The following is a 23390-nucleotide window of genomic DNA, read 5'->3' on the forward strand; positions in this document are numbered from 1 at the left end:
TATGGATACGGGAACGCAGGAAAAGAATACTGCAGTGGGCGTCGACGATATCAGGACTGTCGCCAACGTGGGCACGGGCACAATGGGTCACGCCATCGCGCTGCAGTTCGCGCTCGCCGGGTATGCGACGCACCTCGTCGGGCGCAGCGAAGCCTCACTGGACCGCGCGATGACGAACATCCGCGCGGACGCCGGGACATTCGCGGACGCCGGCCTGCTACGTGACGGCGAGAGCGTGGACGACGTGCTCGCGCGCATCACGCCGGTCATCGGCTACGAACAGGGTGTCGCCGACGCCGACTTCGTCATCGAGGCGATTGCCGAGAACCTCGACGTCAAGCGTGAGGCTTGGCTCGAGATCGAGCAGTTCGCGCCCAAGGACGCGATTTTTGCCACGAGCACGTCCGGACTGAGCCCGACCGCCATCGCTTCCGTGCTTGAACGCCCGGAACGGTTCGTGGTCGCGTATTTCTGGAATCCTGCCCACCTCATGCCGCTGGTCGAAGTCGTGCCGGGTGAACGCACCGACCTGCAGGTACTCGACACGATCGTCGAGCTGATGCGCCGCATCGGCAAGAAACCGGCGAAGCTCAACAAGGAGGCGCTCGGCTTTATCGGCAACCGATTGCAGATGGCCGTGCTGCGCGAGGAGTTCCACATCATCCAGGAGGGCATCGCCGACGCCGCCACCGTCGATGACGTGATGAAGTACAGCCTCGGACGGCGTTGGAACCTCGTGGGACCGGTCGCCAGCATCGATCTGGGTGGCCTTGACGTGTTCTACAACATCAGTATCTACCTGTTCGACGTATGGACAACGGTACCGGCCCGAGCCCACTGCTCGCCGAGAAGGTCAAGGCCGGCGACCTTGACGCGAAAACCGGCCGAGGCTTCTTCTCCTGGCAGGGCGAGGCCGGCAAGCGCATTATCGAGCAGCGTGACGCGGCCTTGCTCCAGGCCTTGAAGGACGACACCGCTGTAGAGGAGTAAGCATGGGATTGGATGCGGTTGACAGAGTCTTTCCTCCACGTTCGGAGCTGAAGGGGAATCGTTCCTCCACCACTGGTTCATGCGGGTGAAGCCCACTGTGGATGGGCTCCGTGCCATTGATCGCGAATACGCCAATGCCTGAGATTTTCAGCTTCGCTGGCTATTTTCGCAAGCTCTAAATGATATTGCTGGATGGGATTCATCGCAGGAACCAACGCCATGCGGGAATCACCTCGATGGTTCCCGCCGGCACGGCGATCTCGCCTTCCTCGTCCAATGAGATGAGTGTGCCGTGATTTAGCCCCGTGTTGCCCATCGCTGCTGAAAGATTGCCGATTTCACTGCGGAACTTGTCGCTGAGGGACCGGTCGCCGAAATCGGTGACCACGGTGCGATCGATGCCGGTCTGCGCGGCGACCTGAATCAGCTGATACGGCTCTCTGGTCGCTTCATCCCCGACGATGAAATCTACTTCCGGACAATTAGCGGCTGAATACGAGGCGATGGTATTGGTTCTGTTGTCGCCGTAGCGTCGTTTGAGTTCGACGAACACGGCCGTCTCCAGTCGCTGTCCGAGGTCGAGATGATTGGCTGGGGCCACCGCGAGGGAGAGTCCGGGGTCCACGGAATACACCTTGTACGGGGTCTTGGGATTGTCCCGTATGGAAAGGGTGAAGTCGCCTACCTTAAACAGCAGGTGCGCATCTTCGAAATCATCCATCAAATCATACAGTTTGCCGCCGGAGACGGGTACCTGTATGCTTCGCATCGCCTTGACCTGCGCGTTGACGGAGAATTTGAGTCCGGTGGACCGTAACGCATTGCGGGAAAACCGCGTGGCGACCCTCAGGGATGTGGTGCCGAATCGTTCCAGAATATCCTTGGTGACGATCTCATCCGCGTACCCTTGCAGCATGCGCATGCGATCGAGCGTGCCCATGCGCTGTACTGCAGGGAATCCTCCGGTGTTGAGATAGCTGTTGCATGCGGACTGCAACGGCCTCCGCATGTTCGCTGGGTATTCGCCGGCGACGCTCGTTGTGGAAATGTCATGGAATAGGCAGTATTCCCTGAAGCTCAAAGGCCACATTTCCCTTGACAGTGAGCGCCCCCGAAGATTCGTGGGGATGTCCGAGGACAGCAGCTTCGATGAGGAGCCGGTGAGCACGATGGTGACGTTATGCTGTTCGGCTACGCGTCGGATGAAGTTCGTCCAATATGGAGCCTCTTGAATCTCGTCGAAAAGAAGATAGCAGCCATCCAAAGCGTCAGGCACCATACGGTAGTAGGTATTGAGAAGGTCGGCGAGCGTATGGTCAGTGAACGGCATGATGCGTTCGTCGTCGAATGAAAAGTGGAACAGCTTTGTACGCGGAACTCCAGCGGCGATAAGCCGGTCCATGAGCTGGTACATGGCGTAGGTTTTGCCGCACCGACGTACGCCCGTAATGGTGTAGATTACATTGTTGCGTGCCGGTTCGGGAACCTCGATGACCGCGCTGTCGCGTGCAATGTATTCGGGGACGCGAAAGTCGAGATACTCGGCGATAAGCGATGACAACGACATAATGCTCTCCATCTTCACTTGCTGACAGTAAAGATTATATCCTATCTTCACTCGCCAGAGATGAAGATTGATGCAAATCTTCTCTTGTGGAAAGTGAAGATTAGGTCTGGTCTTTTCGCTCCGGTTATGCGCGGGTGCTTTCGGCGCGCTCGTTGGGCTTGGATGTCTGGCTTTCGCCAGCGCCAGTACCGGCGCCAGTATCAGTGCTCGCGTCCTGCGGCACGATGCGGGGGAGAAGCTCCTCGGACATGAACCGGCCAATTTCGGTGGGATTGATGAGGTCGGGATTGTTGAGCGCCGCGCGGAACAGGCCGAGGATGCCTGAGAGGTAGAAACGCTTGAGCAGTTCCAGCCGCCGGCGCTCCTGCGGGTCGCTTATGTCATCGATGTCCGGTGTATCCGGGAAGAGGATCGGCTGGATGTACGGCCAGACGCTCTCCTCGGCGCGCTCCACGAACTTCGGGTCGCCATGCGGGCCGAGCAGCACCTTGCCGTAGCGGAACAACGTCATGGGCACATCCGTCAGTTCGGGGGTGATGGCAAGTTTGCCGTCGCGCATCGATTCGTTGAGCATCGCGTCGCGCTGGGCGATGAGGTCGTCCACGATCTGGTCGCGCACGTCGCGCACCGAGGAGAAGTACAGGTAGAACGTGGCCCGGTTGTAGCCTGCCAGGTCGGTGATCTGCTTAACGCTGATCTTCTCGATGGGCTTCTCCTCATAGAGCTTCCAGAACGCCTCCTTGATATTGCGGATGGTTTGCCCAGTCTGTTCCGGATTTTTCTTGGCCATGATTGAACTCCTTGGTGAACGCTGATTGGCGGTGCTCGCTGTATTCGTTGCGAATCACTCGATAGGTTCGCCGAAATTGTTGATTGATGATTGATGTTGGATTCATTATCTTGTTATCCGACGACATAGTGTCGAGTGATTAACGAGAGGAACCAATCACCATGTCATTCCTAGAATTCCATGACGTCGTGCGCCAATACGGCAGCGGAGAATCGGCCGTGCTGGCGCTCAACCACGCCACCTTCGACATCGAACAAGGCGAGCTCGCCGTCATCCTCGGCGCATCCGGCGCCGGCAAATCCACCACACTCAACATTCTCGGCGGGATGGACCGCGCGACTTCGGGCACCGTTACCATCGACGGCAAGGACATCGTTAAGGCCAGTGAGGCGGAACTCACCGACTACCGCCGATTCGACGTCGGGTTCGTCTTCCAGTTCTACAATCTCGTGCCCAACCTCACTGCCTTAGAAAACGTCGAACTTGCCTCGCAGATCTGCCCCGACGCGCTCGATGCCCGCGAGACCTTGGAGAAAGTCGGCCTTGGCGATCGACTCGGTAATTTCCCGGCGCAATTGTCCGGCGGCGAGCAGCAGCGCGTCGCCATCGCCCGCGCCTTGGCTAAAAACCCAAAGCTGCTGTTGTGCGATGAGCCGACCGGCGCGCTCGATTACAATACCGGCAAACAAATCCTCCAGCTTCTGCAGGATGCGTGCCGTGATCGTGGCATCACTGTGGCCCTCGTCACGCACAACTCCGCGCTTGCGCCGATGGGTGACCGTCTGATTCGCTTCCGCTCCGGCAAAGTCACCGAAATCACGACGAACGCTAACCCCACGCCCATCGCGGACATCGAATGGTAAAGGGGTGAACGCTATGGCACATGCACAACAGCGCCGCACCGTGCGTCAAACGCGAGTGAAACGCACCGCGCTCTACAAGGACGCCTGGCGGGCCGTCGCCTCCAACGGCAAGCGATTTGCGGCAATAGCAGTCATTGTCGCGGTCGGTGTGATGATGATGGGTGCGCTTTCGTCTATCAGCAACGATTTGCGCGGTGGCCTCGACGGTTTCTTTGACAAGACCGACATGCACGACTTGAGCATCGTCTCCACGTTCGGTTTCGATGATGACGATATCAAGGCCCTGTCTAGCGTGAATGGCGTGGGGGCGGTCGCCGGTCAGTGGTCGGCCAGTGCATACACCCGAATCGATGGCAAGCAGGCGTCCGCCACGGTGACCGCGCTGAACGATCAGGGTCTCGACCAGCCGTATCTGACCGATGGCCGTCTGCCGGAGAAGGCGCATGAGATCGCCGTCACCGAGCAGTATTTGACCGACAGCGGCAAGGCGTTGGGTGATACTCTCACGTTCACGCTGGACGACTCCACGTCCGTGACGCAATTGATTGCCAACGCAGGCGGTTCGTCCGACGATTCTGGCACGTTTGCGACCGGCGAGTACACCATAGTCGGCACCGTCATCGATCCGAACGATATCGTCAACCCGTCCGGTCCGATGGCATTGATCTCCGGCTCGAAAACCGTCTATCCATTGTTCGTCGCGCCTGAGGCTGTGGACAAGACGGACGCGCCGTACACGTCTGCGCTGATCAGCGTGGATGGTGCAGCGGAACTCAACACGTACGGTAATGATTATCTGACGAACGTAACGCAGACACAGTCGAATATCGAGAAAATCCAGTCGTCCCGTGAACAAGCTCGCACCGACGCTATCAAGGACGCCATTCGTGAACCGATCGAAAGCAAACTTAACGAGCAGAAGCAAGCTATTGTGGCCCTGCCTGACGGCAATCCGATGAAAACCGCTGCCGAACAGAAAATTGCCGACGCGCAATCGCAGCTGGAATCAAAGCTTGACGCGCTGCCGGACGCCACATGGATCATTCGCGACCGCAGTGCCCTGACTAGTTATGAGGACGTCAAGACCGAAGGCGAGATGATCTCCCGCCTCGGCAAGCTGTTCCCGATTCTGTTCCTCGTCATCGCGATTCTCGTCAGTTTGACCGCTGTGGCCCGCATGGTGGAAGAGGATCGCCAGCTTATCGGCACATACAAGGCACTCGGCTACACGCGCGGCGAAACGATGCTCAAGTATCTCATCTACTCGGCTTCGGCAGTGCTCGCAGGTGGTGTGATCGGCGATCTGATCGGACTGGCTGGTCTGCCGTTTGTGTTCACCAAACGCATGTTGCATATTCTGTACGTGATTCCCACGTACCCGCTCATCATTGACTGGCGTATCGGCATCGGTGGCATCCTGCTGTTCCTTGTGCTCATCTGCGGCAGTGCGATGGCTGTGTGTGCTGGTTCTTTGCGGCTTCAGCCGGCCGAATTGCTCCGTCCGAAAGCGCCGAAAGCTGGCAAAACCATCGTTCTGCAGCGCATCGGGTTTGTCTGGAATCATCTGAGCTTCCTCGGCAAGGTGACTGCGCGCAACCTGTTCCGATACAAGTCCCGTGCACTCATGGTGATTATCGGCGTGCTCGGATGTACTGCGCTGATGACCGCCGGTTTCGGTATGGCATCCTCCGCAATGACGATGATGCCACGACAGTTCAGTGAAATCGCCACTTACGATGTGATGGCCGTGACCAAGCCGACTGATCATGACGCGGCTCAGCAATCGTTGGATAACGATGATGCAGTGGAATCCTCGCTGCCGTTGTATGTGCAGAGCGCGACGTTGTCTGCGGATACTGGGAATAACACTGGGAATAGCGCGAATGATGATGCTGGTGATGGCGAATCCACTGAAGATGGCAAGCTGACCGTGCAGTTCATGGTCATTCCGAACGGTGAATCGCTTGACAGCTATCTTGATCTGCATACTGCGGACGGTCAAGCCATTGCGTTGGATGACAGTAGCAGTGAGGCGGCGGCAATCGTCACAGCCAACGCCGCCAAAACTTTTGGTCTGACTGCCGGCAGTACCGTTAAGCTCGCCGATGCGATGATGGACACCGCTACGGTGAAAGTCACCGGCGTGGCTCAGTATTACACGGGCAATATCGTGGTCATGTCCGAGGCAGCCTACCGTGCGGCGTTTGACGTGAGTGATGATACGGATCTGACGCTCAACGCCGACCTCATCAAGGTGAAGGGCGACGATGATGCGCAGATCGCGTTCGCTGACAGTCTGGCTGAACAGGACGAATACCTGACGGTGATGAGCACCGCCAAGCAGACGCGTGATTTCGGCAAGAGCTTCCTCATCTTCTTCGTGATGATCGGCTTCATCGTGGTCATGGCGGCGATTCTCGCGGTGGTAGTGCTCTATACGCTCGCATCCACGAACATTTCGGAACGGGAGCGCGAGCTGGCTACGATCAAGGTGCTGGGCTTCCGGCGTGGTGAAGTGCACGGTTACGTGAACAAGGAGATGCTACTGCTGGCCGGTATTGGCATTGTCATCGGCCTGCCGTGCGGTCGCGGCTTGCTCGGGTTCCTGTTGAGCCAGTTGAATCTGCCCGGTATGAGCATCGTGCCGCATGTGGCGTGGTACTGCTATGTACTTGCTGCATTGCTGGCATTCGGATTCACGGTGATTGTGGAACAGTCGACGAACAAGTCGCTCGATCGTATCGACATGGTTGGTGCGCTGAAGAGCCCCGAGTGATGTTGGGCGTGGGTTGGCGGTGACGGATGGATGGTGTGATGACGACACAATTGCAGTGACGCCGTCACTGTAACGCTACTGCTATTGTCAAGGCTCCCTACGGGGAGCCTTCGTCGCGTTGTTGGAAGATCGTATCCGTAGTTACTTGGGCTGTATTTGCAGCGAGTGAACGAGTTGGGATACTGTTCGTGGCACGGGAGATTGAGTAATCCAATCCGGGTTGAACTCCGTGTGCTCGAGCATGCCTTGTGTCACATTGAACATGCCGAGAATGCCGCTGGCGGCAAATTCTGCGGTGATGCGTTGCTCTGGAGAGAGTGATTCCCGTTTGACATTGATCGAGGACAGCCAGATGTCGATGACGAAATCCTTGAGCTGTCGCACTAACGCTGCTGAACCGTGTGAGCCTGCGATCAGCATGATTTTGCGAATACACGAGCGATACACGGGGTCGTCGATGCGTTTTCCGTAGTCGCTGATGGCTTCTGTGTCGTTCGGCTGCTGGATGAGATGGACGATGAAAGAGGCGACATTTGACTGCGCATACAGTGCGGCGATGGCATCGTCGGCCAGTTCTGGAATGGATGTGTAGTGATAGTAAAATGCGCTGCGATTGAGCCCGCTCGCGCGCGTGATATCGCTGATGGTGATTTGCGCATATGGCTTGGCTTCGAGCAGCATCCAGAATGCGCGTTGCATTTTTTCGGGTGCACTTTGCTCGTCTGCTTTTGGTCGTCCCATGTTTGGTCCTCCTTGCTGTGCTTGCCGTGTGGGATGCCCCGTATCGGCTGTCGTCACGGTACGCCTCTAACTCAACAGCATATCGAATTATGGGGATTTATATTCCACAATGTGTTGGGTATTCTCATCGTTTGGGCGGATTCGATATGAATTCGCAAATGAGAGGAACCCATGATGAATATGTTGAATATATTGAGAAAACATGCGAAATATGCTCTGCCATTAGTGGTAATTATCGCCATCTCCTGCTTGATGGCGCTCATATTCTACCCGATGATGAATGCGCAGGTTCGCCAGCTGCCTGTCGCAATCCTGTCGTTAGACGAAGGCGCATCCACCGCTCAAGGGGACGTCAATGTCGGTGACACAATGGTCAAGAAACTAACCGGAGCGTCGTCGGATGTTTCGTCTGATAATTCGTCGTCTGACAGTGCCGACGAACAACCGATGGTCTGGACCGAGGTCGCTTCGCAGGGCGATCTTGACAAGGGCTTCGCCGACCATGAGTATTATGCGGCAATCACCATCTCTAAGGACTTCACCGCCAAGCAGATGGCTGTAAAACAGGCGGCTGCCAAGGCTCAGATCGAGTCCGCCACAGCGCTTGCACAGACCTTAGCCAAGGCGCAGGCTGAAGCGGCAGCGCAGGGGCTTACCGGGGCAGTGGCGCAGCAGTATGTGCAGACTGCTATGCAGAAGGCTATCGCCGCACAGTCTGGCGATGCGGCCGGCGTTTCAGGCTCCACGTCTGCTTCGTCCGACGACGAGAACGCCCCGGTCATCACCCTCACTATCGACAACTCGAAGAGCCCACTTGTCGCCAGCCTGCTCAAGCAGAGCGTGCCGGCCATGCTTTCCCAGAGCGGTGCGAAGGTGGATGTCAAGACGATCAACGCCGGTGATGTCAAGTCCAACAGCAGTCTGCCCACAGCGGCGATGATGGGGCAGAACGTGCTCATCATGCCTACGTACATGATGTCCATGATCGTATCCGTGCTCATCGTGTCGCAGTTGGGTCGCAAGCAGTACGATTCCAAGTCGCAGCGTTGGGGGGCATTCGGTGCACAACTGGTTGCTGCACTGGGCTGGTCGCTATGTGTTGCACTTGGTGCATGCTGCATTTTCGCCATGCTTGGCTCCGGCTGGCCGCCGGTGGCGATGATTGGATTCCTGTGGCTTGCCAGCTTCTCTATCATGGCGGTGCTGTTGTCCCTGATGAACATTGCGCTGCCTTTTGGTGTGCTGTGCGGTGTTCTTGGATTGGGACTTGGCATGACCAGCGGCTTGTTCCCCTACGAGCTGTTGCCCGGATTCTGGCGCGATTGGGTGTATGGCTGGGTGCCGCAACGCTACATCGGCGATGGCGTGCGCGCGGTATTGTACAGCGGCGACGGATGGTGGAACGTTGCATCGGAGCCATTGATGGTGGTCATATGCGTCGGCCTGTTGGTCTTTGTTCTCGAAGGTGTTGCGCCGCTCGGCAAACGCAACAGCCGCTAGTATCGGTTGATTGAGTAACCTCTGATCGCTGCTTGCGAAGAAGCGATCAGAGGTTACTGGAGGTTATGGGAGCTTTATGCTGCTCCGACGGTTGATGCGTGGCGGATATTGCTCGCTGAGCGGTGTCTCAGCGAGCAATATCCGCCACGCACATGGGGTTGGCCCAGATTAATGGCCGGTCTTTATGTGAGATGGGAGTCTGCGCGTTCTGCTCGGCTGTTTTCAGGCGTCACTCCCACACGTCAAGTTTGCGCTGCTTGAAGTAGTACTCGCGATCCTTATCTCCGATGGGTCGGACCACTTGACAGGGCGCGCCGTATGCCACTGTATTCGCTGGAATATCGTGGGTGACAACCGATCCTGCGCCGATCACGCAGTTATCGCCGATCGTAACTCCCGGCAGAATCGTTACGTTTGCGCCAACCCACACGTTGCGGCCGATCGTTACTGGAATACAGTACACATAATGATGTTCGCGCAGTACTGGTAGCACAGGATGCCCGGCCGTCGCGATGACCACGTTCGGCCCGAACATGCACCAGTCACCGATGGTGATGTCTGCGTCATCTACGCATGTGAAGTTTACGTTGCAATAGACTCCTTTGCCCATGTGCACATGATGGAATCCCCAGTTTGCATGGGCTGGAGTTTCAACATGGCAACCGTCGCCGATCTCGGCGAACATCTCCTTGAGGAGTTTTTGCTTGCCGTCTGCGTCGGTGGGATGTGTGCGGTTGAACTCCCACAGTTTTTCTTGATATTCGAGCTGGCCGCCCATGATGGATGGGTCGTCATAATGATAGGGCAGTTGTTCAGTACGCCGCTTCGCGTTATCCATGATGGTCTCCTTTAGCGCCGAATGCTAGTGTTTGCAACTATGTTTGCGTTACCATCAAGTATAGCGGTATGTTTTGTATTCTGTGTCAATAATTCGTTAGTGAATTAATGACCTCCTAGTTAGAAAATGGCTCCCGTTGCCGGGATGTTACCGTGGAACAAACAGCAGAGCTGTTTGTGGGCAATATGTGAGCCGGCAGGCGAACCAATAAGCTGCGCGTGAAGCGCGTCTGTAATTGCAGGATGAGTTGTCAGCGTAGCTGACTGAGGGGTAGTCATGTCTTTGGAGCGTTCACAAGAGTGTCGACTACCCCTCAGTCGTTTTCGCTCGACAGCTCCCCTGACAAGGGGAGCTGCTATAAGATGCTGTTTGCTTAACGGCAACAAGCCAGTCGGCTTGAGCTAATTGCAGCGTTTACTCGCCGAAATCGAGTGGCTCGCCCTTGATCATGTGAGTGAGCTCATTGACCACGTTCTCGCCCATGCCTTGCAACTCGGTGCCTTCAGAGCCAGCGATATGCGGGGTAAGAATCACGTTTGGCATATCCCATAGTGGCGAATCAGCAGACAGCGGCTCATCTGGATCAGTTACGTCGAGAATCGCATTGATGCGGCCGGTCTTGAGCTCTGCGATCATCGCATCAGCATCTACAACAGCGCCGCGAGCAGAGTTGATGAACCACGCGCCATCCTTCATCATCTTGAAGTACTTTTCACCGATCATGCCCTGCGTGGCTGGCAAGCTTGGCGTGTGTACAGAAATCACATCAGACTCACGGAATAGCGTGTCTAGATTAACCTTGGTTGCACCATAAGATGCTGTTTCCTCGGCGTCCATCGAACGTGATTCAGCAAGTACGCGCATACGGTATGATTTGAGCAGTCCCAGCAAATGACGACCAATACGTGCAGATGCAGTCACCAAGCCAACAGTCTTGTGATAGTTGCCGGCGGTCGGGAATTCAACTTCACGGTTAATGTATTCGCGGCGTTCGCGATAGATGCGTTCGGCGCGGAAGAAGTCTTTGTTGGCCATGAGAATCATCGCCATGCAGTATTCGGCAACCGGAATACCGTTAACATAGCCAGAGTTAGACATGAGAATGCCGCGTGTTTTAACAGCGTCCAGAGCTTCAGGTGTGAGCAGACGCCATGTGTTGCCAGCGGCCGCTGCGATGCCCTTAATATTCGGCATCTTGGCAAGTGCATCAGCGTCAATGCGCGCGTCTGGACCCCAACCGGAGAAGATGTAGTCAGCTTGTGCAATCTGCTCGTCAACGCCATCTGCGTGGAAGTCGGTGATAACGTTGCGATCAACATTGGCGATGGTGTTGAGTCGTTCCCACTGTTCGGCGTTCATTAGTTTGTCCACGAGTTCCGGTGGACGCATAGTGAGAATGACGTGTTTGGTTTGGATGCAGTCATGACGGTGGTATTCCTTCTTTGGAAAACGGTTTCCATACGGCGAATACTATATTATGATTTCGTAGAAAATATTTATTTGTATAATAAGCTAGATGAACATTCGCGTGTTATGGTAAACCCTTACCGATCGACTCTTACGCATTGCACTGTGTTCTTCGCGGCTATCGTTACTAGCGAACGCCAATATCTACAGATTACACTTGAGCAATGCGTCGAATACCGTCGCGAACAACCGCCAGATCACTAGGCACGCCGCCAAGCGCGCGATGTAAAGTAACACCCTCGATCATTGCGTCGAGCAGCATCGCCGTTCTCGCATCGAAATACCGCTCAATTTGCGCGCGACTAGCCGCCATCCACCGCTCGGAGATGTCACGATAATCATGGTTACGTGCGGCAAGCGTATAAAATTCGAGATTAATATTGAGATCACGTTGTGAACTGAGTAAATCGTTTCCCGTGATGTGTTCGACGATCGCATCGCATGCCTCATCCGCAGTTGTCGCGTGGGCCATACGCTCGGCAAAACGGTCAATACATTGTTGTGCGTATTGGTCGAATGCTTGATGAAGTAAATCGCCTAATCCGGTGAAATAATAGGTCATCGAACCGAGCGGAACATCGGCTGCGGCTGCAATCACGCGATGGGATGCACCAGCCACGCCGCGTTCGGCGATCACGTCAAGACAAGCGTCAATAATGCGTTGTCTGCGGTTGGGATCAATGCGGCGTGGCTGTCTGATGATATCGTCCATGACATTGACCATACATGTCGAAGTGTACGATCGTACCATCGCGGTTACTGGTTACTGGTTACTGGTTACTGGTTGCTGGTTACTGGTTGCTGGTTACTGGTTGCTGGTTGCTGGTTACTTTGGCAAACTGGTAGCTCGCATCCTACTCAATGCGCAATCGTTCAGCATCCTTCGGGCGAATGTGTGCTGCTCACGCCATGTCATTCACGGACGTCGGATACCACATGGCGAACCATCCAGCATCGTTGTCTGCATGCGATAGCTGTTCGGCCATCCAATTGCGACATATGGTGAAATATTGGTCGAGCACGTTGTTCAATACGGCGGCTGCTCGTATTGCGATATTGTAGAAACTCAGCATGATCGTTCCTCCTTGAACTTACGTATCTGATGATGAAATCATTCAGACGTTATTGCATTAATTATCGTATGTTCTGTTCTGAGTTTTCGACTGGAACTTCTAATAAATCATATGATTATATGCTCCTGAAATAGCCGCTATCGATAGCAGGTATGATCGCGATAATATCAATATCGTACAGAATGACATTGTAACCAGTTATACGGTTTAGCGTCAGAAAGGTCGTCTGCTTATGTCAGAACGGGCTGTCAAACGTCCTATTGTGCTATCTGATCTTTCGGAGCGTGTGCCATACAATATCCCCGAACTGCCGATTTATGCGTTTCGTGATCCGTTGAGTTCGTACGCTGATTATCGTTGCGCCTGCCACTGGCATCGTGACTTGGAGTTTGTACACGTGATCAGTGGTGCAATGCAGTACTTCGTCAACGGCGTGGTGCATGAACTTCATGTTGGCGAAGGATTAGTAGTCAACTCAAGTCGATTGCATTATGGTTTCTCACCGCAGCGGCACGAATGCTGGTTTACTTGTGCAGTAATTAGTCCGGCGCTGATTGAGCGGCTCACATCTGATATTGCAGCGCGCTGTGATCGTGCGTTTGACCAGCATATGGATGATTGTCTGAGACTGTCTCCTGATGTTTTGTGGCAGCAAGAGATTCTGAAGAGCATTGATCAGTTGGTGATACAACTGCATGGCGAACGACTCGATCGAGTTTCGCAATCATCATCTGCTCAAGTCATCAATCCACTTCCGGCAGTTGCTACAGCGGTTAGTCTGCTCAATGCGGTGCTGGGTCGGTTCCAGTTGTCCACGGCGGCTGATGCAGATGTGTCCATTGAACAGCATCATCGTATCGACGTGTTGAATATGACTGGACTTATTCAACAGCGGTTTGCTGAGCCGCTCAGTGTAGAAGATATTGCGGTGGCTGGCAATGTCAGTCGTACGCAATGCTGCTTGTTGTTCCGGCAATATGTTGGACACACGCCGAATGAATATTTGACTGAGCGTCGGATTGAAGAAGCGAAACGATTGCTGAGTCAAACAGATGGGGCAATTGCGCAGATCGCACGTGCATGCGGATTTGCATCGGCAAGTTACTTTATTAGTGTGTTTCGTGCGCGGATGGGTGTCACGCCGGGTATGTATCGAGAACGGCAGCGCAATAACGGACTATAAGAGCGTGGCAGAAATCGCTCGCTGAGGCGCCGTTCAGCGAGCGATTTCTGCCACGCGTTTCTGTGAGTGGCGGTTTTCTCTCACTGACGACAGTCTAAGCGAGCGAAAACCGCCACTCACATCAATGGCGGCGGTTTTCTCACTGATACTGCGAATGATTATCGATGCGGCAGCGATTCGCGCAGGACGATATCAGGTGTGCTTTGCACGAAAATGAGCCGGTTAGCTGATTGCTGTGCGCTGACTGTCGTGCCGTTCGTACCAGCATCGTCCCGTTCGGTGAGCACACAGTCAACTGCCGCCTGTCCCATTTCGGTGAGCGGCAAATGAACGGTTGTCAGCGAAGGATGCACGTCAACTGAGTAAGGGATATCACCGAAGCCAGTTACGCCAATTTGTGTCCCGGGTTCAATGTCATTGGCGCGCAAAGCGGTCATTGCTCCAATTGCCATCACATCGTTCAGCGCAATAATCGAATCCACGCCAGCTCCGTCGTAGGCGGCACCAGCGCCAGCTATCAGCAGTCCGGATCGTGCCATTTGCATTACCGCCGCATATCCTTCTGTCCGACTGAACCGACCATTGACAATCGCACGCGGGTCAACGGCAATGCCTGCCTTGTTCAGCGCATCCGTCACTCCACCTAAACGTTCGCGCGACGAACGATGATTGTCATCCCCCTTGAGAATCGCAGGACGCCGGTATCCTGAATCCACTACCAACTTGGCGATCGCGCGAGCACCAACTTCATTAGCAACGTCTACGGCAGGAAATGGCAGGTTGCGGTTGAGAATAAACACTGCTCGCCCGCCCGCAGCTTCGTATTGACGCAACTCCGCTTCAAGAGCGGTTCGTTCCGGCGCGTCAATATATTCACTTTCTGAAATGATGATGCCGCGTGGTCGAGTGGCAGTTGCCTTGCATACGGCTTCGAGTTCTTCTTTGGGCCCCGCCGCAACTCCGATAGTTACTGCAATGCCGTGTTCCCCGGCTGCTTTTACCACGCCTTGCGAGACGGACGCGAAGTACGGGTCGGAAATGTCGGAGACAAGCAACACAATGCTTGGTGCTGCGCCTTTGGCTACCGCTTGAGCATACGCGTTCGGTCGGTAGTTGAGTTTTTTGGCGGCTTCCATGACCTTGACGTATGAATCGTTGCGTACTTTGCGTGCGCTACCGTTGAGCGCGCGAGACGCAGTGGCAATGGATACGCCGGCTTTTTTGGCAACGTCCATTAAAGTTGCGGGGGAGACTGACTTGTCGTTCTGCTCTGCCACGTTTTCTACTTATCCTGCACTTCTTGGAAAAACTATCTTAAGCGTTTTCCAGTATAGCGTGTTGCGATGAAGTACTTGCGGGTGCTTCGTACATAGGTGAGATTAACGAATTATGTGGGTTGCCAGTTGGCATTGGTGATTTGCGTGAAAATTAAAACGGTGCATGTGAATTTTTGTCGCAGTGTAGTGGGACTCATTCCATGGGCTCATTTCAGTGAATGATATGCAAATGCTGAGCGAAGCTTCGCGTAATTTACCTCTTTTCTCTCACTCTCTATCTCAGACGGTAAGCGCTTTCCATTTCGGCGTGTCGTGCGGTAGGCTGGTAGACATGACGCGATATGTATGCGCCCCTGACTCCTTTAAGGAGAGCCTGACCGCCATGCAAGCGGCACAGGCGATGGCGCGGGGGATACGACAGGCTCAGCCGGATGCTGAGATTCGATTGCTACCGATGGCTGACGGCGGTGAAGGTACCGCGCAAGCATTGGCTGATGCAACAGGCGGCACGATGCACACGGTCACAGCACATGATCCGCTCGGCCGATCAATCACGACTTGTTATGCTATGCTCGGCGACGGCGTGACTGCTGTTGTAGAGACTGCTGCAGCAAGTGGACTGGGCTTGCTGAGTCGCGAGGAACGCAATCCGCGCATTACCAGTTCATACGGCACTGGCGAGCTTATCGAAGCTGCTCTTGATGCTGGAGCCACGACGATTATCGTCGGTCTTGGCGGCAGCGCAACCAATGATGCAGGCGCTGGTATTCTTGAAGCTCTCGGTGTGCGACTACTTGACGCAAATAACCGTGAATTAGCTCATGGCGGCGCGGCCTTGACTGATTTGGCTCACATTGACACGAATAATCTCGACCCGAGACTTGCCGCAGTGACCATCATCGCCGCTTGCGATGTGACCAATCCTCTGACTGGTCCAAGTGGTGCAAGCGCCGTATTCGGCCCGCAGAAAGGCGCGTGCGCCGAAGATGTTGCCGTACTCGACCATGCGCTCGCTCATTTCGCTGCTGTTGCCGAACGTCAGCTCGGCATAACGCTCGCGAATCGTCAAGGTGGAGGCGCTGCCGGCGGTATTGGTGCAACATTACTTGCATTCCTACACGCCGAGTTCAAGCCCGGCATTGATTTAGTCATCGAACGATCAGGACTGAACGAAGCGACGCAATGGGCAGATGTAGTCTTCACGGGTGAAGGATCAATTGACTTCCAAACCAAGTTTGGCAAGACTCCAGCCGGCGTTGCTAAAACTGCCAAACACTACGGCAAACCAGTCGTAGCAATTGCTGGACATATCGGCGAAGGCATCGGCGAACTGTATGACTGCGGCATCGATGCAGTATTCGGCATCGCTCCCGGTGCAGCTAGCTTGCCCGACCTACTGCGCAACGCATCTGCCAACGTCGAACGTACCGCAGAGCAAGTCACACGCTTGCTGAACGTGTGTTGCTGAATTGGTCGAATTGCTGTTCATCCAATTCAGCAGATAGGTAGTCCGACTTCTCAGTCCGTGTCATTGTGGAATCATTCGATAAAGGATATTGATCATGCGCCCTGCACAAGTAGTAGCCGATTGCAGTGGCGTGGTGACAGTTCATTGCTGTAAAAGTGAGTTCGGCTCAGCAATTGGCTGCTGTTCACATATTGCGATCAAGTTAACGAGTCAACTCTTCTGATAGCGCAAACATCGTCGGCATTGTCTGCGGCATCATCGGCATCATCGACCATCACAAAGGAGCAGTAATGACCACGATGATCACTAACCCAATCCTGCCGGGCTTCCATCCCGACTCGAGTGCGCTACGTGTCGGTGACGACTACTACATCGCCGTATCCACATTCGAATGGTGGCCAGGCATCGACATCTACCATTCGCGCGATCTCGTCAACTGGGAGTGGATCGTCGCACCCGTCAACCGCGAATCACAGGTCGATTTGCGCGGCAACTACGATTCCGGCTCACTGTGGGCACCGCACTTAAGCTATGCAGACGGCAAATTCTGGCTCGTCTACACTGATGTGAAAACCTACGCGCCGTTCAAAGACACGCTCAACTACGTCATCACCGCGCCGACCATTACCGGTCCGTGGAGCGAGCCGAGCTTCCTGACTGCATCCGGTTTCGACCCAGCCATCTTCCACGATGACGACGGTCGCAAATGGTTCCTTAACATGCTCTACGACTACCGTCCGGGCCATCAGAGGTTCGCTGGCACAGTCATTCAGGAATTCGATCCCGTGACCATGCGACTGATCGGTGAACGCAAGCATTTCTACAAAGGCACCAAACTCGGCGTATGCGAAGGTCCACAAATCCTCAAGAAAGACGGCTGGTACTACCTGCTGTGCGCGGCCGGCGGCACAGGCTACATGCACGCCGCAACCGTCGCACGCGCCCGCACACTCGAAGGACCATTCGAAGATTCGCCGTACACGCCACTCATGACCACGAGTGATGAGCCAAGCAATCCGTTACAAAAATCTGGACACTGTTGCTTCCTGCAAATCGGTGACGAATGGTACGTCACGCAAATTTGCGGTCGTCCCCTGACTGAACGCGGCAATTGCACGCTCGGCCGCGAAACCGCCATCCAGAAAATCTATTGGACTGAAGATGGTTGGCCAAGACTGATCAACAACACGATCAGCCCTGATCTGCGCGTACCTGCGCCAGCTGTTTCACAAGGTATTGCGCAGGAAACTGACCATTCTGAACGCATCGAATTTGAGTATGATTCCGCTGCACAAGCTGCCGCTCCGCTCAACTCCGCAACCGACCCGGCCATTCCGTCGAGCTTTAAGACTCTGCGTGGAGCTTTGCGTGCAGAGCGTGATTACTCGCTTACCGCACGTCCGGGCTGGCTGAGACTGTATGGAGACCAGTCGTTGCGCTCGCAGCACCATCAGACGTTGTTTGCTCGACGTTGGGAATCGTACGATTTCGACGCTGAGACTGTGCTCGATTTTGAGCCGGAAAACTATCAGCAAGTGGCTGGTCTAATCCTGTATTACGATACGCAAAACTGGGTTTACGCGTATGTATCGTTTGATTCAGAAGGCACTGATCGGCGCATTATTCAAGTGTTGCGCTGCGATCATGGTGCACTCGACTATGGTTCCGACGCGCTTGCTTTGGACGAGGAGCCGGTGCGGTTGAAAGTTGAAGTGAGGCATGACACTGCTCACTTCCGATTCGCGCAAGGCCCGAACATGCGCGGTGACAACGCTCTGTGGAAGGCAATCGGCGGCGCGCAACCGGCGGACCATATTAGCGATGACTACGTGGAACGCACGATTCAAGGCTGCGCGTTTACTGGTGGCATGGTTGGCATCTGCTCGCAAGATATGGATGCCAAGCGTTCGCATGCAGACTTCCAGTATTTCGACTATCGCGAACAGCACTGATATGGGCTGATTGCCTAGCATTTTTCGGTTTTCTAACTTCCAAGTATGCACTTCCAAATATGCAACGAAAGGAATAAATTATGACATGGGAACTAGCAGCGTCCACTTTGGGCGCACCGTACGATTCAATGGATGAGCTTGCTCGTACGTTCAAGGCGACAGGTGTTCATCAGATCGAAGTCGCCGTCGGCGATGAGATGAAGTTCACGATGACCTCCACCGACGACGAACTCAAAGCGATGCGCGATGAGCTGGCCGAGAAGGCCGGTGTGTCCATCTTCTCCGTCGACTCGCGTGTGCAGGTGTGCAACACCGCCCGCGAAGAGGATGAGCTGGTTGAAAGTCTTGAGCACTGCCTGCATATGGCGTCCGTGCTCGGTGCACGTTATGTGCGCGTATTCCCCTCTGCACCGCTTGAGCCCTCCTGTGACCCGGACCGTCTGCCGGGCATGGTGCTGCCGAAGGGTATGAATCTCGCTGGAGTGTCCAAACGCGGTGCCCAGATCATCGCCCGAGCGCTGCCGACTGCCGACAAGCTCGGCGTCCAACCGTTGATTGAAACGCACGACAGCCACACCAATGGCGAGCGTAACGCGATCATCCACTACTATCTCGATAAGCTCGCCCCGGGCAATCAGGTCGGTTCCATCTGGGATCTGGCCCATCCGTGGCGTGTCGGCGAAGCACCAGCGGTGACCTTCGATTACCTGAAGCCGTATCTGGTTGGCGGTCGTGGCGTCGTGCAGATCAAGGATTGTGCGTTCCCCGGCGACCAGACCCCGGTATTGCAAGGCACTGGTCGTGTGCCGCTGGCCGAATGCTGCAAGCTGCTCAAGGACGGTGGCTACACGGGTCCGCTCTCCCTCGAATGGGAGCGTCGCTGGTATCCGCATGCTGAGCCGCTTGAGGAAGCGTTGATCGCCGCCCGCAAGGCCATTGAAGCACTGCCTGCCGAATCGCAGCTGTGATGAACTGGCGTCGGCCATTGTGATCGTCGTCCGTTCAATCAGACGGCCGTAACTCAGCAGGATCGGCATCCTTTCCTTGAGTTACGGCCTTCTCAGACCCCTTTGGAGGCCGTAACTCAGCAGTATCGCAATCTTCTCCTTGAGTTACGGCCGTCTGAAGGGCTTTTGGAGGCCGTAACTCAAGGTGAGGGTGGAGATACTGCTCAGTCACGGCCTGTATGGCGAATCCGATCTCACGGACGAGTCGGTGTACCCTCGACGAGCGACTCCGCAGGCAGTAGATCGTACGGCATCTGCTTTTTCACCCAGTAGAAGATGAGCAGTGCGAATGTGAATATGCTGGCCCTAGGAATCAGCTGCGCGAACACGACAATCATGAATACCGCCGTCCGCAATGCATAGAACAGCGCGCGACGCCAGCCGGAACGTGGTCGCGTCTCGCACGTCATATGCGTGAACCCGCCACCGAGCGTTTGTCCGTTGCGCAGCAACGGCACCAACAGTTCGAAGATGAGCAGCGAGATCAACATCGTCACATCGTAGATCGTGACATCATTGCCGAATATGTGACCGACAGCCGGAATCGTCTGCCATGTTGCGATGTCACGCACCACCGTCATGTCGTAGACGATCGTGATCAGCATGGCCGCCGGCATTGCAACGACCGTGACGACTGTCAGATCGATCACATACGCGATGCAGCGTCGCAAGAATCCCGGCCGAGTCACCGTTGTCAGATCGTGCGTGCGTGGCGGCACAAGCCGGTCGAACAATTTGGCTGCGACGTAACCGAGTACCGCTCCCAGCGTGTTTGTGATCAGATCATCCACGTCGAACAGTCGGTACGAGCACGGGTAGAGTCCAAGGAATCCGGTCAACTGCAATGTTTCGATCATCAGACTCGTCGCGAAGCCGAACGGCAGTGCCGCGGCGATCGGCCAGCGGAATACGCGACCCATGATGAAGCCGAGTGGTAGGAAGAATAGGACGTTCAAAGCGAGCTGCATAATCGCTGACAGACCGTCGGCGCGGATGTCGCCGATGAACTGCAGTGGGTTGAGTTGCGGGGTGAGATGATGCGCGGCACAGTATGCGGCTGGATCTGCTGGCATCGGATACAGCGTGAAGCAGAGTAGTCCGATGGCGTACAGTACCGTGCCATACGCAACGAGAGCCTGCGCGAAGCGGATGCGATTATAACGGTGGTACAGCAGCGCGAGCACCGGCACCGTAAGCACCGCTGACATGAACGGCCACAGTGCGACCGCCAGCATGAACGGACGGCTGAAATATGCGATGTATCCCATGATGTTCCTCTCTCTGCATGCCTGCTGTGGGTACGGATACCGAACTCACTCCGGCCCTGTCATGCGCCGACAATCGTATGCCACTGTAGCGGCCGATCCCGTCGTTTGGCATCGGCTGATGGGATGATGTGTGCGATTGACCGTCATCTTTGTGGCTATGACCGTAACTGAGCGGTATCGTGTTCCTCTCCTTGAGTTACGGCCGTCTGGAAGGCTTTTGGAGGCCGTAACTGAGCGCTAACCTCACTCCTTCATTGAGTTACGGCCTTTTGACGGCTCCACAGAGGCCGTAACTCAATGAAAAGGTATGGATAATGCTCAGTTACGGCCTTGAAACGGCATGAGAACGGCCGTAAGCCGTGGAAGACTTGCGGTAGTGCACGTCCTCGCAGACTGATCCTATCGTTCGTCATCGGAAAGCGTAGAAGCCTGCGTCAAGACTGGATTTGCCCGCATGCAAAAGTTATCCACATACTGTTGGCGGCATGCACTACCCGCATATTACAAGGCGACACGCCGTATGAACCACCGTTCGACCACATACCTCGTTTTTGCTTGCGCAGACGGCAGTCACTCGGCATGATCGGTTCATGGATACGCATAAGGATATTGAACGACTCTCAACGCAGGCAGAACGTTATCGGCGCTGCTTTTTCCCTACGACTAACGCGGAGCGCAAGGCTACGTATGTCAGGTTGAAACATGGTGAATTGGTGCGGCCTCACCGCAATGTCTACGCGCGTTCGGACTATTGGACCGCTTTGGATGTCGTGGAACAGGCCCGTCATGTCATTCGCACGCTTGCGGAGCAGTTTCCGCATCGAATTTTCGCTGGTCTGAGCGCCGCGTCCATGCTGCATTTGGATCACGGCTGGCATTTGCATGCTGGGGACCCGGTGTTTATCACCACGACCGGTTCTGCGCATCTGCGCAATGCCTATCATAAGTTGCATCGGATATACATGTATGATCCCGATGTTCGTGAGATCAGGTCTATATTGCGCGACGATGGCACGATCAGTATGCGCTTGACTGATGTTGATGCCGTGCTGGATTCGGGATTGATCGGTATGGTGCGTATTACCTCGCCGGCTCGAACGCTGGTCGATTGCGCATTGCGGTACTCGTTCGTGGATGTGTTACCGATGTTCGACGCGGCATTGCGTCGTGGCTTGACGCGGTTAGAGGATGTTCTCGATATCTGCGATGGATTGCGTGTGGATTGTGGTCCGGTGATGAGAGCGTTGCATTATGCAGATTCTGCGAGCGAGAACGGCGGTGAATCGGCGTGTCGAGCGGTGATCCTTGATGGCGGGTTCGTCAAACCGAAATTGCAGCAGGTGTTTGTTGATCCGCGGAACGAGATGGTCCAGTATCGTGTGGATTTCCTATGGCAGCTGGCTGATGGCAAGAGCGTCGTGCTGGAATATGACGGTATGCGCAAGTATGTCGATCTGTCGATGACCAAGGGAAGAGACATACGTCAGGTGGTGCAGGATGAGCGCGCTCGTGAGAGTGTTCTACGTGACGCTGGCGTGACGACGATACTGCGTACCGATTATGAAGAGGTGAAACAGCGGCATCCGTTGTATTGCAAGCTGGAGGAGGCTGGTGTGCTGAAAACCGGTATGCGACTGCTGGTGTGATTCGGTAGTCAACGTCGTATGCCGAGGCACAGATGGAGCGCATGCTGTTGACGGTAATCCGAGGATGTTGTTCTGTGGGCGTCCCATTGCAGACCGTAACTGAGCGCTATCGTAATGCTGTTATTGACTTACGGCCTTCGCAACCCCTAAAGAAGGCCGTAAGTCAATGGGAGGATGAGGTTCCTGCTCAGTTACGGTCGTCCTGATGCCTTTTGGAGGCCGTAAGTCAGCACTAACGGTATTCTTTCGTTGGCTTACGGTCGTTTGGAGGGACTGAGGAGGCCGTAACTCAATGAGAAGGTGCGGTGTGAGGTGAGACGGATGGATGAGACGGATGGACATTCACCGACCAAAGACCGAATAATCTCCCAACGTTACGGATGGTTTCAGCATTACGATATTGTCATAGTCTACGCACTCTTTCATGTATGCCTTATGCTTGTCGTCAATCGTATGCGCACTGTGTTTGAATTGCTTCTGTTGGACTTCCACGTCATCTACGATCGTGTACGTATACATCCATAGCCCTTCCGGTTCCTCGCTTAGGAACCATGTCTCGATATACACACCTTCGTCCGGCAATGTGGCGTTGCCTTCCTCCAGATGATCGGCTAGGAAGTGCATCCATTCGTGGGCCAATGCTTCTTTACCTGGCTTGATGCGACATTTCGTCAATATGGTTTGCATTATCGTCCTTTTCTGGAATGCCTTGATTGTTGTTTGCCTTTACTGTACAACTTGTGCTGTGTGCGCTCCGATAATATTCTCGCTCGTGGCTTGTTCTGGTGGAGGGTAGTGAGGGGATTACCCGAGTCTGCGAGCGTCTGACCGATAGCGCCAGCAACGGTACACGAGATGGACTCCTGCTGAAAGTCGCCAAGCGCGGATGGTACCGGCAAATTCGCATCTTCCGCTAGATCGTGCTACCGCTGTTGCCTACCTCCGACCGCTACCATCTTTCACCTTTGTCACAATAACTTCTAC

18 protein-coding genes and 1 pseudogene are annotated in these 23390 nt (G+C 54.9%); 9 read left to right on the top strand and 10 right to left on the bottom strand.

Features of this window, described 5'->3' with window-relative positions; translation table 11 throughout:
* The first annotated feature begins 1 nt into the window (after position 1).
* Positions 2 to 990, top strand: a pseudogene (locus BHAP_RS01500) (3-hydroxyacyl-CoA dehydrogenase family protein).
* Between the two features lie 199 nt (positions 991 to 1189).
* Here the strand turns inward: BHAP_RS01500 and BHAP_RS01505 are convergent.
* Positions 1190 to 2557 carry an ATP-binding protein gene (locus BHAP_RS01505; protein WP_158216400.1) on the bottom strand — a complete coding sequence of 456 codons (1368 nt, stop codon included), beginning with the start codon at positions 2555 to 2557 and terminating at the stop codon, positions 1190 to 1192.
* Between the two features lie 124 nt (positions 2558 to 2681).
* Positions 2682 to 3347 (bottom strand): TetR/AcrR family transcriptional regulator, encoded by a 666-nt coding sequence (locus tag BHAP_RS01510; RefSeq protein ID WP_094728916.1) that lies wholly within the window; start codon positions 3345 to 3347, stop codon positions 2682 to 2684.
* 161 nt (positions 3348 to 3508) lie between these two features.
* Here BHAP_RS01510 and BHAP_RS01515 point away from each other — a divergent pair, with 161 nt between their 5' ends.
* Both BHAP_RS01515 and BHAP_RS01520 read left to right on the top strand, forming a co-directional pair.
* Positions 3509 to 4210, top strand: coding sequence for an ABC transporter ATP-binding protein (locus BHAP_RS01515; RefSeq protein ID WP_094728918.1), 702 nt, complete (start codon positions 3509 to 3511; stop codon positions 4208 to 4210).
* Positions 4211 to 4223: 13 nt separating this feature from the next.
* Positions 4224 to 6986: an ABC transporter permease gene (locus tag BHAP_RS01520; RefSeq protein WP_094728920.1), complete on the top strand. Its 2763-nt coding sequence runs from the start codon at positions 4224 to 4226 to the stop codon at positions 6984 to 6986.
* A 141-nt stretch (positions 6987 to 7127) separates the two neighbouring features.
* On the opposite strand, the gene BHAP_RS01525 is transcribed toward BHAP_RS01520, so the two are convergent.
* Complete coding sequence (locus tag BHAP_RS01525) at positions 7128 to 7727, bottom strand: TetR/AcrR family transcriptional regulator (RefSeq protein ID WP_094728922.1); 600 nt, start codon at positions 7725 to 7727, stop codon at positions 7128 to 7130.
* Between the two features lie 171 nt (positions 7728 to 7898).
* On the opposite strand from BHAP_RS01525, the gene BHAP_RS01530 reads away from it, so the two are divergent.
* Positions 7899 to 9227, top strand: a complete 1329-nt coding sequence (locus tag BHAP_RS01530) for a YhgE/Pip domain-containing protein (RefSeq protein WP_094728924.1) — start codon at positions 7899 to 7901, stop codon at positions 9225 to 9227.
* Positions 9228 to 9456: 229 nt separating this feature from the next.
* On the opposite strand, the gene BHAP_RS01535 is transcribed toward BHAP_RS01530, so the two are convergent.
* The 4 genes from BHAP_RS01535 to BHAP_RS11585 form a co-directional block, all read right to left on the bottom strand.
* The gene (locus BHAP_RS01535) at positions 9457 to 10065 is read right to left on the bottom strand and encodes a sugar O-acetyltransferase (protein WP_094728926.1); all 609 of its coding nucleotides are present in this window, start codon (positions 10063 to 10065) and stop codon (positions 9457 to 9459) included.
* Positions 10066 to 10479: 414 nt separating this feature from the next.
* A complete protein-coding gene (locus BHAP_RS01540; protein WP_158216401.1) occupies positions 10480 to 11424 on the bottom strand; it encodes a hydroxyacid dehydrogenase in 945 nt (314 codons plus the stop codon).
* Positions 11425 to 11683: 259 nt separating this feature from the next.
* Positions 11684 to 12244: a TetR/AcrR family transcriptional regulator gene (locus BHAP_RS01545; protein ID WP_244569231.1), complete on the bottom strand. Its 561-nt coding sequence runs from the start codon at positions 12242 to 12244 to the stop codon at positions 11684 to 11686.
* A gap of 190 nt (positions 12245 to 12434) precedes the next feature.
* The gene (locus tag BHAP_RS11585) at positions 12435 to 12605 is read right to left on the bottom strand and encodes a hypothetical protein (protein WP_158216402.1); all 171 of its coding nucleotides are present in this window, start codon (positions 12603 to 12605) and stop codon (positions 12435 to 12437) included.
* Between the two features lie 232 nt (positions 12606 to 12837).
* Between BHAP_RS11585 and BHAP_RS01550 the strand changes: the two genes are divergently transcribed.
* The gene (locus BHAP_RS01550) at positions 12838 to 13788 is read left to right on the top strand and encodes an AraC family transcriptional regulator (RefSeq protein ID WP_094728932.1); all 951 of its coding nucleotides are present in this window, start codon (positions 12838 to 12840) and stop codon (positions 13786 to 13788) included.
* 158 nt (positions 13789 to 13946) lie between these two features.
* Here BHAP_RS01550 and BHAP_RS01555 read toward each other — a convergent pair whose 3' ends face one another.
* On the bottom strand, positions 13947 to 15065 hold the full coding sequence (locus tag BHAP_RS01555; protein WP_094728934.1) for a LacI family DNA-binding transcriptional regulator: 1119 nt from the start codon (positions 15063 to 15065) through the stop codon (positions 13947 to 13949).
* 331 nt (positions 15066 to 15396) lie between these two features.
* On the opposite strand from BHAP_RS01555, the gene BHAP_RS01560 reads away from it, so the two are divergent.
* The 3 genes from BHAP_RS01560 to BHAP_RS01570 all read left to right on the top strand — a co-directional run bounded on the left by BHAP_RS01560 (position 15397) and on the right by BHAP_RS01570 (position 19453).
* Positions 15397 to 16533 carry a glycerate kinase gene (locus tag BHAP_RS01560; protein ID WP_094728936.1) on the top strand — a complete coding sequence of 379 codons (1137 nt, stop codon included), beginning with the start codon at positions 15397 to 15399 and terminating at the stop codon, positions 16531 to 16533.
* A 290-nt stretch (positions 16534 to 16823) separates the two neighbouring features.
* Entirely contained in the window at positions 16824 to 18485 is a 1662-nt protein-coding gene (locus BHAP_RS01565; RefSeq protein ID WP_211279655.1) for a glycoside hydrolase family 43 protein, read from the top strand.
* An 80-nt stretch (positions 18486 to 18565) separates the two neighbouring features.
* Positions 18566 to 19453: a sugar phosphate isomerase/epimerase family protein gene (locus tag BHAP_RS01570; RefSeq protein ID WP_094728938.1), complete on the top strand. Its 888-nt coding sequence runs from the start codon at positions 18566 to 18568 to the stop codon at positions 19451 to 19453.
* Between the two features lie 233 nt (positions 19454 to 19686).
* Here BHAP_RS01570 and BHAP_RS01575 read toward each other — a convergent pair whose 3' ends face one another.
* Complete coding sequence (locus BHAP_RS01575; RefSeq protein ID WP_094728940.1) at positions 19687 to 20760, bottom strand: VanZ family protein; 1074 nt, start codon at positions 20758 to 20760, stop codon at positions 19687 to 19689.
* A 590-nt stretch (positions 20761 to 21350) separates the two neighbouring features.
* Here BHAP_RS01575 and BHAP_RS01580 point away from each other — a divergent pair.
* A complete protein-coding gene (locus BHAP_RS01580) occupies positions 21351 to 22406 on the top strand; it encodes a CTP synthase (protein ID WP_244569233.1) in 1056 nt (351 codons plus the stop codon).
* Positions 22407 to 22748: 342 nt separating this feature from the next.
* On the opposite strand, the gene BHAP_RS01585 is transcribed toward BHAP_RS01580, so the two are convergent.
* A complete protein-coding gene (locus BHAP_RS01585; protein WP_094728942.1) occupies positions 22749 to 23093 on the bottom strand; it encodes a DUF6176 family protein in 345 nt (114 codons plus the stop codon).
* Positions 23094 to 23390 lie beyond the last annotated feature (297 nt).

This window comes from Bifidobacterium hapali (assembly GCF_002259755.1).
GTDB lineage: Bacteria > Actinomycetota > Actinomycetes > Actinomycetales > Bifidobacteriaceae > Bifidobacterium > Bifidobacterium hapali.

Bases quoted from the DNA above. Each gene is read 5' to 3' on its own strand.
- BHAP_RS01505 (WP_158216400.1), bottom strand. From the start codon at position 2,557: ATGTCGTTGTCATCGCTTATCGCCGAGTATCTCGACTTTCGCGTCCCC.
- BHAP_RS01510 (WP_094728916.1), bottom strand. From the start codon at position 3,347: ATGGCCAAGAAAAATCCGGAACAGACTGGGCAAACCATCCGCAATATC.
- BHAP_RS01515 (WP_094728918.1), top strand. From the start codon at position 3,509: ATGTCATTCCTAGAATTCCATGACGTCGTGCGCCAATACGGCAGCGGA.
- BHAP_RS01520 (WP_094728920.1), top strand. From the start codon at position 4,224: ATGGCACATGCACAACAGCGCCGCACCGTGCGTCAAACGCGAGTGAAA.
- BHAP_RS01525 (WP_094728922.1), bottom strand. From the start codon at position 7,727: ATGGGACGACCAAAAGCAGACGAGCAAAGTGCACCCGAAAAAATGCAA.
- BHAP_RS01530 (WP_094728924.1), top strand. From the start codon at position 7,899: ATGATGAATATGTTGAATATATTGAGAAAACATGCGAAATATGCTCTG.
- BHAP_RS01535 (WP_094728926.1), bottom strand. From the start codon at position 10,065: ATGGATAACGCGAAGCGGCGTACTGAACAACTGCCCTATCATTATGAC.
- BHAP_RS01540 (WP_158216401.1), bottom strand. From the start codon at position 11,424: ATGAACGCCGAACAGTGGGAACGACTCAACACCATCGCCAATGTTGAT.
- BHAP_RS01545 (WP_244569231.1), bottom strand. From the start codon at position 12,244: ATGGACGATATCATCAGACAGCCACGCCGCATTGATCCCAACCGCAGA.
- BHAP_RS11585 (WP_158216402.1), bottom strand. From the start codon at position 12,605: ATGCTGAGTTTCTACAATATCGCAATACGAGCAGCCGCCGTATTGAAC.
- BHAP_RS01550 (WP_094728932.1), top strand. From the start codon at position 12,838: ATGTCAGAACGGGCTGTCAAACGTCCTATTGTGCTATCTGATCTTTCG.
- BHAP_RS01560 (WP_094728936.1), top strand. From the start codon at position 15,397: ATGACGCGATATGTATGCGCCCCTGACTCCTTTAAGGAGAGCCTGACC.
- BHAP_RS01565 (WP_211279655.1), top strand. From the start codon at position 16,824: ATGACCACGATGATCACTAACCCAATCCTGCCGGGCTTCCATCCCGAC.
- BHAP_RS01570 (WP_094728938.1), top strand. From the start codon at position 18,566: ATGACATGGGAACTAGCAGCGTCCACTTTGGGCGCACCGTACGATTCA.
- BHAP_RS01575 (WP_094728940.1), bottom strand. From the start codon at position 20,760: ATGGGATACATCGCATATTTCAGCCGTCCGTTCATGCTGGCGGTCGCA.
- BHAP_RS01580 (WP_244569233.1), top strand. From the start codon at position 21,351: ATGGATACGCATAAGGATATTGAACGACTCTCAACGCAGGCAGAACGT.
- BHAP_RS01585 (WP_094728942.1), bottom strand. From the start codon at position 23,093: ATGCAAACCATATTGACGAAATGTCGCATCAAGCCAGGTAAAGAAGCA.